Here is a 13,118-nt window from a genome sequence, read left to right as displayed (position 1 = left end):
GAGCCGAGATTCATGGTCATCCCGCCGCCGGTAAAGTTGATTGCATTGTTGGCCGTACTGTTCGAGGCCATGCCGCAATTGGGCGCATTGATGTTCGGGCTCCCCTGAAAGCCGATCGAGCCTGTCAATGACAGGACGCAGGGCGGAAACAGCACACTTTTTACTGTGGCCACGGCTGTCGCGGGAATATTGACAGTGGACAGACCAAGCACTCTCGCGAGGTATGCCGGCTGTTGCTGGCTAACAGTGGCCTGAACGTAAGTTCCGGCCGTCCCCTTCCATGACGTGAGCGAGGCGACCTGGACGGTCTGAGAGATTCCCGCCGGATTGCTACCGACACACTGGGAGCCGGGATAGGAGGTGGAGCCCACGTTACAGAACGCGTTCTGTGCCGCGGCCTGCTTGGCGCGGTAGTCCACTGTTTGTGAAACCGCGCAGGGTGGATTCGACAAGCACAATTGCTGCGCGGCCCCCGAATAGGCCGCCGAATCTGCGGCATTCTGCGCGTGTTGCCTGGTGACGTACCACGATCCCGCCTCGCCCCCGAGTGCGACCACGCCTATCAGCGGCACCAGGGCGATAACGGTTGCGAAGGCGGCGGCACCACGACGAGAGCGAAGCAAGCCACGCATGGAACACTCCTATTGAAACCGTTCAGCGTAAGCCAGTGTGAACGAACAAGGATTGGCGTTGCCACTTCGACAGATCACCGATCTCAGCACGATGGGTGCCACGGTGACGGTCGTCGTGTACGTATAGTGCTTGGGCGAACCAGAGTTGCCTGCGGAGCAGGCAGCCATGCTATCGCTGCAAACGACCTGGAGATTGTTGATGGGATAACCCGACACCGAAGTGGGGAGCGCCGACTTCCAGCCTGCCCAAGCGGTCACGTCGGGCGGCGGGCTGTACTGGATCTTTTGCCCGAAGGCGCGCAATGCTTCCCACGCGGATACAAACCGAAAACCAGCGGCGGCAACGTCGGCAAGCGGCATCAGCAGGGTCGACACCAGGATAATGTAAACGAACATCATCTCAAGCGCGGCGGCGCCGCGCTGATCCGCGATGAAGGACTTTTTACGGCACGCGCGTCTGCCTCGACGGACACTTACCACGTCCGGATGCCGACCCCGAGCACGAGCAATTTGAACGATGTCCACGACAATTCGGCCACGCATAGCTACTCACCAAACATAAGGGACCAATCTCCAACGCGATGCTTCGTAACTGGAATACTCCGGGCAAGTGCGCCGAAGCAGGTCTTCTTCGTAGAGAATTCGGCATACTTGGACGCCGATGTGAAGGACCAAAACGATCACCGTGAGCGGCGTCAGATATTGCAGCACCACGCCCACAATCACGATCTCTTCCGCGAAATAGAGCGGGTGCTTGATCCATCGATAGGGGCCGGTTTGCACAACCGAACGCGCCTGTGGCACCAAGCTGAACGACCGCCCCAAATGTCGGATGGTAACAAGCATCATGATGATGCCGATCAGCACGCAAGCGGTGGACAGCAAGTTTGGCAACGCTTGCTCGGTTTTGCCGAAGAACGAAATCGTCCACGGTAAATAGGAGCCGACGAACGCAGCGACTCTAGGCAGCAGCCCATCCGCATGCGCCTTTGCCGGCGACCTGGTCATGATCAACACCGCCAGGAGCATGTAGAAGATGGCAAGGCAAAAACTCGACAGAAGCGATGGCCACGGATCGATAAGTGACCCAATTCTGATGGCAACGCAAAGTGCCAGCAACATGAACCACATGCTGCCGAGCAGCTGCATTATCCACTCGTAAGACCGGTTTTTCGACAGGGCAACCGTGCTCATGGCTCACTTCACCCCGATGCTGGAGAATGTACGGACGAGATGCAGAAACGGACTGCCCCCCAGAATGACGAACATGGCTGGAAGCAGGAACAACACCATCGGAATAGTCAGCTTGGCGCCCAACTTGTGCGCCCTCTCCTCGAGGTCGGTAATACGTTCTCGCCGGAGGTCGATAGCGATACTGCGCAGAGCCATGCTCAGTGGCGTTCCGTATTGCAGGCTTTGGCTGACCATGGTGCCGAACCGGCGGAGCCCTTCCGACGTAGATGCCAATTTCTCGAATGCCTCGCTGCGATTTGGCAATATCCGGAGATCATCAAGAAGGCTGTACAAAACCCGGGACATGGCAGGATTGGTCTGTTTCATTTCTTCCGCTACTCGTTCCAGCGCGCTTTCCAGACCCATTCCCGCTTCGCTGCACACAACCAGCAAGTCGATCATATCCGGCGTGCCCAGCCGAATGCCGGCATTAAACCGCCGTCTCAGCACCAGCAGGATCAACCGCGGCCCCATGATTCCGATCACCACGCCAATGAGACTGAAGACCAGCACATCGATGAGCGGCTTCCCGAGAATCTGCGCAACAAACAAGGCGATGACCGGGAACAGGAACATGCTGACGGTCTTGAGACCGATCCAGATCGACAAGGCTCGATGAGGATTCAAACCTGACGATTGAACGATGGTTCGGAGCTGGTCCAGATTTTCCGCAGAGTAGAAGCGTCGATACCGCATGCCGAGCGACGAAAGCCAACCGGTCATGTCCTGGAGGGGCGCTGACCGGCCAGGAACACCCAGCACCGCGTTTGACACCCGCAGGTCCAACGCACGAATGTGTAGCTCGTGGATGATCAACACGAAGGTCGCAGTCGCAAGTACTATGGCCAGGGCCGCCAAACTGAGACCAAAGGTCATAGTTCTGTTTCCCTTCTGACCATCCAACGTATCACTAGGGACCCGATAATCACCGAGGCTGCTGCGTAAGCCAGGAGCCTGTTTCCCGTCGGATCATAGATCAGCAGATCGACTGTTACCGGATTGATCGTGTAGAGCAGCCCACCGACAATTATGGGCGACAATGAAAGCGCTCGTGAGGAAAAGATCACCTCTCCGGCCAGGGCCTTCGCGCGAGCAGCGAGCGCAACCCGCTGCCTGACAGTATCTCCCAGTGTTTGTAAGGTTTCGGTCAAACTGCCACCTGCCTTCAGTTGGACTGCAAGCGTGACCGCAAAGATCCCATACTCCGCTACTTGCGTTCGCCGATAGACAGCTTCGACAGCCTCCTCTGGGGGTCTCCCCATACTCACTTCGCTGCATACGATGGCAAACTGCCCAGCTGTCGGTTGCGGCATCTCGCGGGCGATGGTGCGAAATGCTTCGGTCACGGGTAGCCCGGATCGAACAGTACTTGTCACCAGCTGGATCGTGTCGGGCAGCTGTCGGAAAAGTTGATTGGCGAGACGATTTCGCTGCCATCCAAACAGACCTCGCACCACCATGATCGCGACAATTGCAGCCGCCGGGTACGCGTAGAGATCGGAAAATTTGAGCACGCTATTGGCATAAAGGATTGCAGCCGCTGCGACCACACCGGCAAACAGCACATACGCGGGGTGCCAAGCGTAAGCTATCCCAGCCTTGTAACTGACTATGCGGAAGAGAGGCTGCCAGCGGGACCCGGCCTCTAACCGACGAATGGAGGGCAGGTTCRCCAACTCTGAAACCGGCAGAGCTACCGCTAGCTGACGATCGATGCGTCGCTGTCGAGCGTCGAGCCACAACGTGATGGCTGCTGCGCATAGCAGGAGCACCAGGTCAATCGTGGTCAAGAATTCCGGCATTACAGCTGCCTCATAGCCTCAGTCCAGGCTCGATCAAGCCCATAATAGGAAAGACGACTCTTGAATTTTGGGACCGCGTGGGTGGACCTGTAGGTGCCCGATATCCGCCCGTGAACATCCTCTTGTTCGTACTCGAACAACGCGATGTCATTGGTGGTGATCACCTCGCCTTCCAGCCCGATCACCTCGCTGATCTGGATAACGCGACGCTGTCCATCCCGCATGCGCTCTACCTGCACGATGAGATCCAGCGCAGCGACGATCTGAGATCTGATCGCCCGCAGCGGCAGGTTCGGCTGCCCCATCTGCACCATGTTTTCAATACGGGTCATTGCGTCGCGGGCAGAGTTGGCATGCACCGTGGAGATCGAACCATCATGGCCGGTGTTCATCGCTTGCAGCATGTCAAACGCTTCGGCGCCGCGCACCTCGCCGACGACGATCCGATCAGGACGCATGCGCAGAGCATTCCAAACCAGATCGCGTTGTGTCACCTGCCCTGTGCCTTCTAGGCTGGGAGGCCGCGTCTCCAGGCTGATCACGTGCGGCTGTTGAAGCTGCAACTCAGCCGCATCCTCAATGGTGACAACGCGTTCGCTGTGATCAATGAACTGGCTCATGGCGTTCAACAGCGTCGTCTTGCCGGAACCGGTACCGCCAGAGACCAGAATATTGAGCCGGGACCGGGCGGCAATCTCCAGCAATTGTCCCATGGCCGAGGTGATTGAGCCGTTCTGGATCATCCCGGCCATGTCTAAACGGCGACTTGGAAATTTTCGGATGGAGATGCAGGGGCTGTGGATCGCCAGCGGCGGGAAGATGATGTTGACGCGGCTGCCGTCCGGCAGGCGGCAATCCACCATCGGACTGGATTCGTCGATGCGCCGGCCGACTTGCGCTGCAATCTTCTGTGCTACGGATGCGATGTGATCATTGTCGCGGAATCGTACCGCGATCCGTTCCAGCTTGCCGTGTCGCTCGACGTAAACGTTACTCGGTCCGTTGACCATGATATCGTTGATCGATTGATCCAGCAGAAGCGGACGGAGCGGCCCATAGCCGGTCATGTCGTCCGCAATCTCGTCCGCTAGCTGAAACTGCTCGCGACCTGACAGTTCGAGCCGATCCTCGTTGGCGATTCCATGGATGATTTCCTCAATCTGCCGCCGAAGAACATCTCGCGAAACCGTTGCGGCCACCGATGGCTCAATCTGCTCGATGACCCGCTCACGCAGCAGAGCCGGCATCACCGGCCGCTGGGTAGAAGGTTCGTCGCGCCTTGGCGTAGCTGCAGGCGAGCTCGGCGCCGGCAGGCTCGCCGCCAATGCAGGCAAGCTTGGTGGCAATGCAGGCAAACGAGCTGGCGTATCGTCTTCGCGCCTACCAAATTTTTTCGTCACCCGAGCAGCCTCCTCAACCATCCCTTTCGTTCGGCACCGRCGCCTGCGATCTCCCGGACAATTGGGGCGAGGTGACGTCGCAATCCTCGTACGTGCTTTAGAGCCGGAATTCCGAGATTGACCGCCTGGGTCATCCCCTTCCCGAGATCGGGAATCACCATGTCGGGCTCTGCGCCCAGGGCCTTGACAATCGTAGCCCTGGGAAGGCCGCCGGGACGATCGGCACGATTGAGCAAGGTGAACACGCGATCCTTGCCGGCGATGTTGGTCACGGCGGCCCGCAATGCATGGGCATTGCGAAGTCCGGTCACCTCCGCTTCCAGCAGCACCAGCACGTGCCGGGAAAGAGTGATCACCGGATGGATGGATGGCGGAAACGGGACTGGTATGTCGACAACGATGTAGTTGAACCGTTGACGGAGCAGACCGAGGACATGTCTCACGCCCGCTTCAGTGATGTCGAGCTGCGCATCCAAATCCTCATCGGCGGAAATCAGGCAGACTCGCTCGTTGATATCGATTGCCGCGCGTTCGAGGAACAACGTATCCGCCCGCATCGGGTTTTCCAGAGCGATGCGCAGCCCTGGCCCAGGCCGAAGACCCAGCATCACGGCTGTTTCGCCGTTTTGTAGATGAAGGTCGAGCAGCGCGACCTTGGCCTTTGTGGTCTCGGCCAGTTGCAGCGCGAGATTGATAGCGATACTGGTTGCGCCGGCGCCCCCCTGAGCGCCGCAGATCGAGATCACATGCCCGCCACGATCGGCCGCACCGGGCGCCACGTCGCCAAGCAGTTTCGGACGCAGTTGGTGCAGCACCAGATCGCGCGTGAGCGGCCTCGGAAGGTACTCGCTCAAGCCGATTTCCATGAGCTCGCGGTAGAAGGTGATCTCCCTGCTCTCACCGATCAGAGCCACCCGGACATCGGGTGGGCAGACGGCGGCCAACCTTTCCAGTTCGGAAAATGGATCATCGATTCCACTGATGTCCGCCACCAACGCGGATAGCTCGGTGTCGGTTTCGAGCATCCGTATGGCATGACGGATCGTGCCACGCCTGATCGATAAGTTGCTACCCTCGAGGCCTTTGCGCAGAGCCGCCGCGCTAAGCTCGTCATTTACGAAACAGACGATTTGGTTGCGCGCTGCAACAGATGGAGATACTTCAGCCGGACTAACTACTGCCGTGTTTACGCTCACCACTGCCTCCCCTTACCGACGTGACGAAACGGCCGAAGCGACCGGCGCCGACGAGCCAATTGCCGGCAACACGTCGCCGCTCAACAGCGTGCGCATGTTCCCCGCTTCGTCTCTTCTGACTGAGTATTTCGTGCCGCTGTTGCGTGCATAAACCACCACCGTCGCGGCCGTGTCCCCCATGTCCTGTCGATCGACCGCTGACCGTACGGCCAGGGAGAGCTTTCCAAGCTGTGCTGCGACCGTGACTTTCTTGACCTGCTCTGGCGCGAGCTGCAACGATACGGTACGCGCTACCTTGCCGGCCGTGGCGTTGCTGGCCGAGCCACCTTGCACGATCTCCTGGTCAACCGCGACAATTCGAACATTGTGAGCAACGGTTTCGCTCAGCGTGCCATGCTGGTAGTCTGGATTTGGCTTCTCGGCCACCGTCGTCGACTCCTGGGTCAACACGACGTCCACATAGTCACCCGGCCAGATCAGGCCCGAGACACCAGACGCGGCGTCGACGTTGATGCTGATGGCACGGGTATCCGGCTCCAAGACGCTGGCGAGAAAGCCGCGTTCGCGCGGGCGCAAAATGTCTTTGGACGTGACGGGACTGCCAGTGTCGAGGAAGTTGCGAACCAGAGATCCGCGAAGTCCGATCTTCGCGTCGGGGGTATCACGGATCGCCTCTGTCGGAACACTACCCGGCGGCGACGAGCGTACCTCGAAATCCTCGTCGCGCGCCAGTGTCCCTCTCGGTAGCGGGTGTGCCGCGACAAAGTACCCGACAGTGGGAGGCGCCGGAATGCTCTCCGTGACCTGTGCGACCGGGACCTGCGCTTTCGGCAAGTTCATGCTGTAGGCGATGAGCCCGAGCGCGACGGTCGCGAGCATGAACACCATGATGATCGAGAGGCGCAAAGCGGATGACATGTCAAAGTCCTTTGCTGAAAACGGTCCAGATACCACCGCACGCTATGGCAACCCCGTAAGGTAGCGGTGCGTGTCGCAAATGGCGCCAACGCTCGACCGCGTAGACGCGGCGTACGAGCGACGATCCGGCGGGTGCCAGCCTGGGATATGGAAGGAGGCGCATCATCAGATGCACCAAAGCAAGAACGCCACCGGCCAGAGCGGTGACGGTCAACAACTGAATCACGCCTGTCAGCGGGAGACCAATCGCCAAAGCAACCAGCAACTTGACGTCGCCGCCGCCAATTTTGCCGAGTTGGTAGATGCCGAACAGCAGCAGGAACAGGATCGCAGCCACGATCAGCGACTGGGTAAGCTGCATTGGGTTCGCCAATTGACCCGCGATCCCGAGGATCGCCAGAGCTAGACAAATCTCATTTCGGATCAATCGCGCCGCGATGTCGGTCGTCACGACATAGAGCAACAACAGGAGTTCGAGAAACGAGGTTATGGGAACGATCCAACTCATCAAATGCACGCCTTAAACAATGTAGTGACAGATCTCCCGTGCCTCCATGGGCCCAGACGGCTGTGTTAGCTTCCGACGGCAGCGCTGATAGCGGCGCTGATCGTGTTGACCCCGCTCGTCAGCACCGTCGCGACAGCTCCACCAGCGCCTGTACCGAAAGCAGCACTCACTGAACCGACGATACAAGCCGCCACCATCACGTACTCGAACGACACCACGCCATCCCTGTCCGTGCGCAGACGCTTCAACGCGTCCGTGGACTTAGCGCGATACCGCAGCATGGGAGAGAAATCCTTATTTGGGCCGAGGCTGTGGCAGCAATCCAATTCATGAATGCATGCCACAGAAAGCGGGGGGCAGATTCCGATGCCCCCCTCTGGGGCAAGATGCCCGTATTACACGGCCGCAGTGAAAGCCGTGGTGATAGCGCTGATCCCGCCAGACAGAGCCGTCGCGATAGCTCCACCGGCTCCGGTACCGAACGCAGCAGTCACCGCGCCGATGATGCAGGCCGCGACGATGATGTACTCGAACGACACCACGCCGTCCTGGTCCTTGCGCAGACGCTTCATGGCTTCCGTGGTCATGATGAAATAATGCAGCATCGGAGAAATCCCTTCTCTTGAGGTGACAGACATCGGAACGCTTGTTGACGAAAAAACCCCTGCGCCAACTAGGCTCATTTATAATGGCCCGCCCGAAGGTTTCGCGTGCTCCGTAGAGTTGTGCTGCGGATCAAAGGGGGTACCCCTCTCCCCCGTTAACCATTCGCCGGCCGGCCGGAGTTCGATCGACGCGCGACGGCGCGTCCCGAGCACTCGGCCGTAGCCGAGCTGGCCCCGCGACGCTTTGGCGCTTGATGCACCTCTTTCGCCGATGAATCGGTGAAAGAATTGAAGCGCATATCGCTGCGGCTATCGGCGCATCGCGACGCAGGCTGCAGGCATTGCGTGCACCCTGAACGACAGGAATTCTCTGACCGCCTTGTCCGGTCCCGCCGTGAAATGGGCCGTCGCGAAAGCGATCGTTCCGTCAGGCTGGATCATGTATCCTGGGAGCGTGAGCAGCAGCAGCGCGATCAGATGCTGGATCGCAAGCTCATCATCTGCCGCGGATGCTGAGGTAGCCCGGTCACCTCACGCTCGCCTGCCTAGGCCTTCTCGCCACCCGATGTCGCCTCTGCGCGCTTCGCCGCCTCCAGTTCGTCAATCGTCGCAGGCGTCTGTGCAGCCTTTCGCCATTGCGCGGGGGTGATGCCCATGTGGCTCTTGAACGCCCGCTGGAACGCCGCCTCGGACAGATATCCGACCGCTTCGGCCACCGCTCCGGTCGAGAGCGAGGATTTCCTCAGTTCGTTCGTTGCCAGCGTCATGCGGATGTCGGTCAGCAGTTCGCTCGGCGAACGTCCGACCTTCTCCTGGAATTGACGGGCGAGCGTCGCACGCGACATGTTGGCGAGCTGCGCGAGTTCGGGCAGCGTCCATGCGCGCGCGGGCGCATTGAACATGGCCGCGACGACCGGCGCGAGGCGCGGGTGACCTGCGAGCGCGAGCAGTCCGCGCGGCGCGTCCCCGGTCTCGCTGGCGAGGCGCAGCACGAGCGCGAACATCGCCGTCGACAACGCGTTCAGCATCGCGCGGCCACCCAGCTGATCGTCCGCGGTCTCGCCGCGCATCAAGGCCACGAGGCCTGCAAGCTGCGCCGCCGTGTCCCGCTCTCCGGCCTGCGCGCCGGCCTTTACGATCAGCACCGGCGGCAGATAGTCGCGAAGCAACCGGTCGTGCGGCGGGGCGATCGAAAAATGTCCGCACAGCAGATCGAGCCGGGCGTCCGAGCCGGGATTCTCGCTGATCGTGAAGTTGAGTGACGCGCGGTTGCGGGCCTTCAACGGCGCAGCTCCGCTGCCGTCGTGCATGACGTGCCGGGGATTGCGCGGCAGCAGCAGAATGTCGCCGGCCTCGAGTGGCAGCGGCCGGCCTCCCGCCGGATCGTCCAGCATCGCCGAGCCTGCAAGCACCGCGTGGTACGGGATTTCGTTGGCCTCGCCCGGCCCCTGCTCGATCCGCCAGGGGGCGCCGTAGGAGCAGCGCAGGTCCAGACGGCCGCGCACCGGCATCATCTCGAACAGCCGGCTCAGCCAATCCATCGTGTTCCCCTCTCGATGTGCAACATGAGACGATTGGGCATATATACAAGCATATCAGGCATTCAACATCTCATATCGCGACCATATTGTCACTCCGCGATCGTTCACCACCCGAACCAAGGAGTGCCATCATGTCCCGTCTTTCCGTCCCGAACCTCGAAACTGACGCCGGCCCCTCCGGCCAGGTCTATGCCCAGATCAAGAAGGCCATCGGCAGCGTGCCGAACACCTTTGCGGCCATCGCGGCCCATGGCCCCGCTGCGCTCAAGGCCATGCTCGCTGCCGACGCTGTGCTCGCGTCCGGCGGACTGACCAAGTCCGACAAGGAGATCATCAAGCTCGTCATCAGCGAGGCCGCCGGCTGTGACTATTGTGTCGCCGCCCACAGCCATCTCGGAAAGCTCGCCGGCCTGGCGCCGGAAGTGCTGAAGCAAATCCGCGATGGCCAGCCCACCGGTGATGCCCAGCGCGATGCGCTGGTCGCTTTCGTCGACAAGCTTGCGCGCACCAGCGGCACCGTCAGCGACAAGGATTTCGCCGCGATCAAGGCCGCAGGCTACAGCGACGCCCAGCTCGTCGAGATCAGCCTCGCCTTTGCCACCACCGTGTTCACCAACGTCTTCAACCGCATCAACGACACCGAGATCGACTTCCCGGCGGTCGCCTGACGCGACCGCGGCCACGTCAATCATCTCACATCAGGGATCACGACCATGACCATGCTTGCCAACACCCGCACTGCCCAAAATCCTCTCGTTCGCGCCCTGCAGGGATCCGGCCTGCTCGCGGAAGATCTCGACTACCATCTCATTCGCGCCTCGATGGTGATCATGTTCTTCTTCTTCGGTTACCAGAAGTGGTTTCCGTACGAATTCGAACGGCTGGTCCCGTTCATCAGCAACGGCCCGTTGATCTGGTGGCTCTATCCCGTGTTCGGCCACGCCGGCGCCAGCTATTTCCTCGGCGTTTCTGAATGGACCTTTGGCGCGCTGCTGCTCGCGGGCTTCTGGAGCCACCGGCTTGGCGTGCTCGGCGCTCTCGGCTCGACCGGCACCTTCATCGCAACCGTGACCATCATTCCCTTCATGCCGGAAGGCTGGGACCTCGCCGCGGGAGGCTTCCCTGCGATGACGGGCAACGTGCCCTTCCTGATGAAGGACGTCGTGCTGCTCGCAGTCTCCTTCTATCTGCTCAGGCAGGATGTGGTTCGCCTGACGCGGTAATCAACCGCGGCTGCATCTGCTCGCGGCCCATCGCGGACCTCTGCCTCGTCCCCGTCTGACCGCATGCCGCGCACTTCCGCCGATGCTGTTGCCTACCTCGTGGTGAGCAACAGCATCGCAGCAATGGTCCCTGTGCACGCGATAGCCTCGCGCAAGCGAGAGGCTCGGCTATTCAAGGATTTCCCGACCGCCGACAAACAACAATTGTCGCAACTTCTACACCAGCTTTCCAACGCCTTGGATCACGCTGACTGGGAGCACTAACGGATCCCACAGCAGCGGCAGTGGGGTTGTTTGGCATCATTTCCGAGCTGGCGACGCGAATTCCTGCCGCCGCGAACCTGGGGCGACAAGGAAGATCGTACCTGCAAGGATTTGGATCGGCTGCTCGTGGTGCGCCGGTTCTCATTGCCATGGTCATTGTCGATCGGGGTCAACCTGCCACTGCGACGACCGGCTTGGCCTTCGGTGCCTTGTCGGCGTTCTTGGACCAGGACCTGTAGTACGCCAGCGCGGTCATCATCAGGATGCCGGCAATGCTGACCACGATCTGCATCCAGATCGCGCCGGAGATCTCGACCAGCACGACGTGTGCGGCGAAGGACAGGAATATACCGGCGCAGAACACTTCGAGCGACTGCTGACCGCATTTGATCGCGGGCCGAAAGATCGCCCATTCCAGCCCCGGCCAGTCGCGCGGCAGCAGACGAACGACGAAGAACGCGAACACGACGAAGTGCAGGAGGCGATAGGGCGCGAGGTTGGTCTTGTCGTTCGGATTGAAGGCGCCGTAGATCTCCGGCGGAATCAACGACCGCAGTTCGTCAAACCGGGCCGCCATTGTCATCACCAGGGCGAACAGAAGATAGCCGATGCCGAGCACCAGCGCGGCACGTGACCGGATGAACGGCATCGCCTGCGCCGATCCGCCGAGCGCAAACCAGGCCCCGAACGTGAACAGAAACTGCCATGCGAACGGATTGAAATACCAGACGCCGGCTGGATAGGCCGAAACGTTCCAGCCGAAGTGCCTGGCCGCCAAATAGAGCAAGGTCGAAGCGGCCAGGGTCATGTTGGGTCTGCGCAGCATCAGCCAGAGTATCGGCGGGAAGACGCCCATCAGCACGATGTAAAGCGGCAGCACGTCCATGTTCACCGGCTTGAAGCGAAGTATCAGCCCCTCGAACAGGAACTGCGCGGGATGTTCGAGGAAGCCGCGTATGTTGAAGTCATCGGTGAAGCCGGAATCACCATAGCTCTGCGCGACATATCCGATTTCGGCGAGATAGAGCACGAAAAGGAAGACGTGCGCGACGTAGATCTGCCAGACCCGCTTCAGAAGCCTCGTTGCGCCGATGATAAACCCGCGTTCGAGCATCATCCGCGCGAAGACGAAGGCAACAGTGTAGCCGGAAATGAAGATGAAGAGATCCGCAGCGTCGCTGAAGCCGTAATTCCGCGTTGTCACCCAGTTCACGATGTTGTTGGGGATATGATCGAGGAAGATTCCCCAATTGGCGACACCTCGGAACAGGTCCAGCCGGAGATCTCGGCCTTTGGTCGGGAGCGTCGCGAGAATCTTCATCGTCAATGCACCGAAGCTCGAACACGCGGCATCTCTTCCGCCGACGACCCGCCTGCGCAGCGCCTCCGTTTACGACGTCCAGAGCCCGCCCCGGCATTTCGACGTGATCGCTCCGAGCATAACGGCCCAAGACTGCCGGTATTGTACATTCGTGCGCATGTTGGATGTGAGATCAACAGAAAGACAAGGGACGAGGCCGGCGGAACAACCCCGACTTTCAATTTGCCTCCGGAAAATGCCATCCTGTCCATGAGTCACGACGCGCGACGCGATTGCGCGAGGCAGGTCTCGATGGTGCCCGCCTGTCCATCGACTCGAACCAGCAGCACCCCTCGGCCGGTCTCTGGAGCTCATTGGGACTGCGAACTCTTGCCACACGAATCGACGGAATTGCCCTGGACCTCTTATGCCTGGCTCGCACGGACGGATGCTCGGCAACGATCGGCCGAACATCCGGTTTCGACCTCACCACCGC

Annotated in this window: 16 protein-coding genes; 2 read left to right on the top strand and 14 right to left on the bottom strand. The window is 60.3% G+C overall.

Going from position 1 to position 13,118, the window contains the following annotated elements; genetic code table 11:
- The 13 genes from ACXJMY_RS36940 to ACXJMY_RS36880 form a co-directional block, all read right to left on the bottom strand.
- On the bottom strand, nt 1-632 hold a 632-nt coding region (locus tag ACXJMY_RS36940), incomplete at its 3' end, for a pilus assembly protein TadG-related protein (RefSeq protein WP_456624273.1).
- A 9-nt stretch (nt 633-641) separates the two neighbouring features.
- The gene (locus tag ACXJMY_RS36935) at nt 642-1,157 is read right to left on the bottom strand and encodes a hypothetical protein (protein ID WP_456624272.1); all 516 of its coding nucleotides are present in this window, start codon (nt 1,155-1,157) and stop codon (nt 642-644) included.
- 24 nt (nt 1,158-1,181) lie between these two features.
- A complete protein-coding gene (locus ACXJMY_RS36930) occupies nt 1,182-1,826 on the bottom strand; it encodes a methyltransferase family protein (protein WP_456624271.1) in 645 nt (214 codons plus the stop codon).
- A gap of 3 nt (nt 1,827-1,829) precedes the next feature.
- Nucleotides 1,830-2,741, bottom strand: a complete 912-nt coding sequence (locus tag ACXJMY_RS36925; protein WP_456624270.1) for a type II secretion system F family protein — start codon at nt 2,739-2,741, stop codon at nt 1,830-1,832.
- Nucleotides 2,738-3,667 carry a type II secretion system F family protein gene (locus ACXJMY_RS36920; protein WP_456624269.1) on the bottom strand — a complete coding sequence of 310 codons (930 nt, stop codon included), beginning with the start codon at nt 3,665-3,667 and terminating at the stop codon, nt 2,738-2,740. Before ACXJMY_RS36920 ends, ACXJMY_RS36925 begins: the two co-directional genes overlap by 4 nt.
- Nucleotides 3,667-4,917 carry a CpaF family protein gene (locus ACXJMY_RS36915; protein WP_456624274.1) on the bottom strand — a complete coding sequence of 417 codons (1,251 nt, stop codon included), beginning with the start codon at nt 4,915-4,917 and terminating at the stop codon, nt 3,667-3,669. The genes ACXJMY_RS36920 and ACXJMY_RS36915 overlap by 1 nt, the downstream gene beginning before the upstream one ends.
- Before the next feature lie 146 nt (nt 4,918-5,063).
- Nucleotides 5,064-6,092: an AAA family ATPase gene (locus ACXJMY_RS36910; protein WP_456624268.1), complete on the bottom strand. Its 1,029-nt coding sequence runs from the start codon at nt 6,090-6,092 to the stop codon at nt 5,064-5,066.
- A gap of 183 nt (nt 6,093-6,275) precedes the next feature.
- Nucleotides 6,276-7,181: a Flp pilus assembly protein CpaB gene (cpaB, locus tag ACXJMY_RS36905; RefSeq protein WP_456624267.1), complete on the bottom strand. Its 906-nt coding sequence runs from the start codon at nt 7,179-7,181 to the stop codon at nt 6,276-6,278.
- Nucleotide 7,182: 1 nt separating this feature from the next.
- Entirely contained in the window at nt 7,183-7,689 is a 507-nt protein-coding gene (locus tag ACXJMY_RS36900; protein WP_456624266.1) for an A24 family peptidase, read from the bottom strand.
- A gap of 65 nt (nt 7,690-7,754) precedes the next feature.
- Nucleotides 7,755-7,970, bottom strand: a complete 216-nt coding sequence (locus ACXJMY_RS36895; protein ID WP_456624265.1) for a hypothetical protein — start codon at nt 7,968-7,970, stop codon at nt 7,755-7,757.
- 114 nt (nt 7,971-8,084) lie between these two features.
- Nucleotides 8,085-8,294 (bottom strand): hypothetical protein, encoded by a 210-nt coding sequence (locus tag ACXJMY_RS36890; RefSeq protein ID WP_456624264.1) that lies wholly within the window; start codon nt 8,292-8,294, stop codon nt 8,085-8,087.
- Between the two features lie 309 nt (nt 8,295-8,603).
- Nucleotides 8,604-8,735, bottom strand: coding sequence for a hypothetical protein (locus ACXJMY_RS36885; protein ID WP_456624263.1), 132 nt, complete (start codon nt 8,733-8,735; stop codon nt 8,604-8,606).
- Between the two features lie 104 nt (nt 8,736-8,839).
- Nucleotides 8,840-9,835: an AraC family transcriptional regulator gene (locus ACXJMY_RS36880; protein WP_456624262.1), complete on the bottom strand. Its 996-nt coding sequence runs from the start codon at nt 9,833-9,835 to the stop codon at nt 8,840-8,842.
- 131 nt (nt 9,836-9,966) lie between these two features.
- Between ACXJMY_RS36880 and ACXJMY_RS36875 the strand changes: the two genes are divergently transcribed.
- Together ACXJMY_RS36875 and ACXJMY_RS36870 are read left to right on the top strand one after the other, a co-directional pair.
- Nucleotides 9,967-10,503, top strand: coding sequence for a carboxymuconolactone decarboxylase family protein (locus ACXJMY_RS36875; RefSeq protein ID WP_456624261.1), 537 nt, complete (start codon nt 9,967-9,969; stop codon nt 10,501-10,503).
- Between the two features lie 45 nt (nt 10,504-10,548).
- Nucleotides 10,549-11,058, top strand: a complete 510-nt coding sequence (locus ACXJMY_RS36870; protein ID WP_456624260.1) for a YkgB family protein — start codon at nt 10,549-10,551, stop codon at nt 11,056-11,058.
- A gap of 433 nt (nt 11,059-11,491) precedes the next feature.
- On the opposite strand, the gene ACXJMY_RS36865 is transcribed toward ACXJMY_RS36870, so the two are convergent.
- Complete coding sequence (locus ACXJMY_RS36865; protein WP_456624259.1) at nt 11,492-12,643, bottom strand: OpgC domain-containing protein; 1,152 nt, start codon at nt 12,641-12,643, stop codon at nt 11,492-11,494.
- Nucleotides 12,644-13,118 lie beyond the last annotated feature (475 nt).

The organism is Bradyrhizobium sp. P5_C12, assembly GCF_054049735.1.
Note: the sequence above shows the minus strand (reverse complement) of the source record. Positions and strands in the feature narration are given on the sequence as shown.

What these genes read in the sequence shown, in the direction of transcription:
- ACXJMY_RS36930 (WP_456624271.1), bottom strand. Translation starts at nt 1,826, where the DNA reads ATGAGCACGGTTGCCCTGTCGAAAAACCGGTCTTACGAGTGGATAATG.
- ACXJMY_RS36925 (WP_456624270.1), bottom strand. Translation starts at nt 2,741, where the DNA reads ATGACCTTTGGTCTCAGTTTGGCGGCCCTGGCCATAGTACTTGCGACT.
- cpaB (WP_456624267.1), bottom strand. Translation starts at nt 7,181, where the DNA reads ATGTCATCCGCTTTGCGCCTCTCGATCATCATGGTGTTCATGCTCGCG.
- ACXJMY_RS36900 (WP_456624266.1), bottom strand. Translation starts at nt 7,689, where the DNA reads ATGAGTTGGATCGTTCCCATAACCTCGTTTCTCGAACTCCTGTTGTTG.
- ACXJMY_RS36895 (WP_456624265.1), bottom strand. Translation starts at nt 7,970, where the DNA reads ATGCTGCGGTATCGCGCTAAGTCCACGGACGCGTTGAAGCGTCTGCGC.
- ACXJMY_RS36890 (WP_456624264.1), bottom strand. Translation starts at nt 8,294, where the DNA reads ATGCTGCATTATTTCATCATGACCACGGAAGCCATGAAGCGTCTGCGC.
- ACXJMY_RS36885 (WP_456624263.1), bottom strand. Translation starts at nt 8,735, where the DNA reads ATGATCCAGCCTGACGGAACGATCGCTTTCGCGACGGCCCATTTCACG.
- ACXJMY_RS36880 (WP_456624262.1), bottom strand. Translation starts at nt 9,835, where the DNA reads ATGGATTGGCTGAGCCGGCTGTTCGAGATGATGCCGGTGCGCGGCCGT.
- ACXJMY_RS36875 (WP_456624261.1), top strand. Translation starts at nt 9,967, where the DNA reads ATGTCCCGTCTTTCCGTCCCGAACCTCGAAACTGACGCCGGCCCCTCC.
- ACXJMY_RS36870 (WP_456624260.1), top strand. Translation starts at nt 10,549, where the DNA reads ATGACCATGCTTGCCAACACCCGCACTGCCCAAAATCCTCTCGTTCGC.
- ACXJMY_RS36865 (WP_456624259.1), bottom strand. Translation starts at nt 12,643, where the DNA reads ATGAAGATTCTCGCGACGCTCCCGACCAAAGGCCGAGATCTCCGGCTG.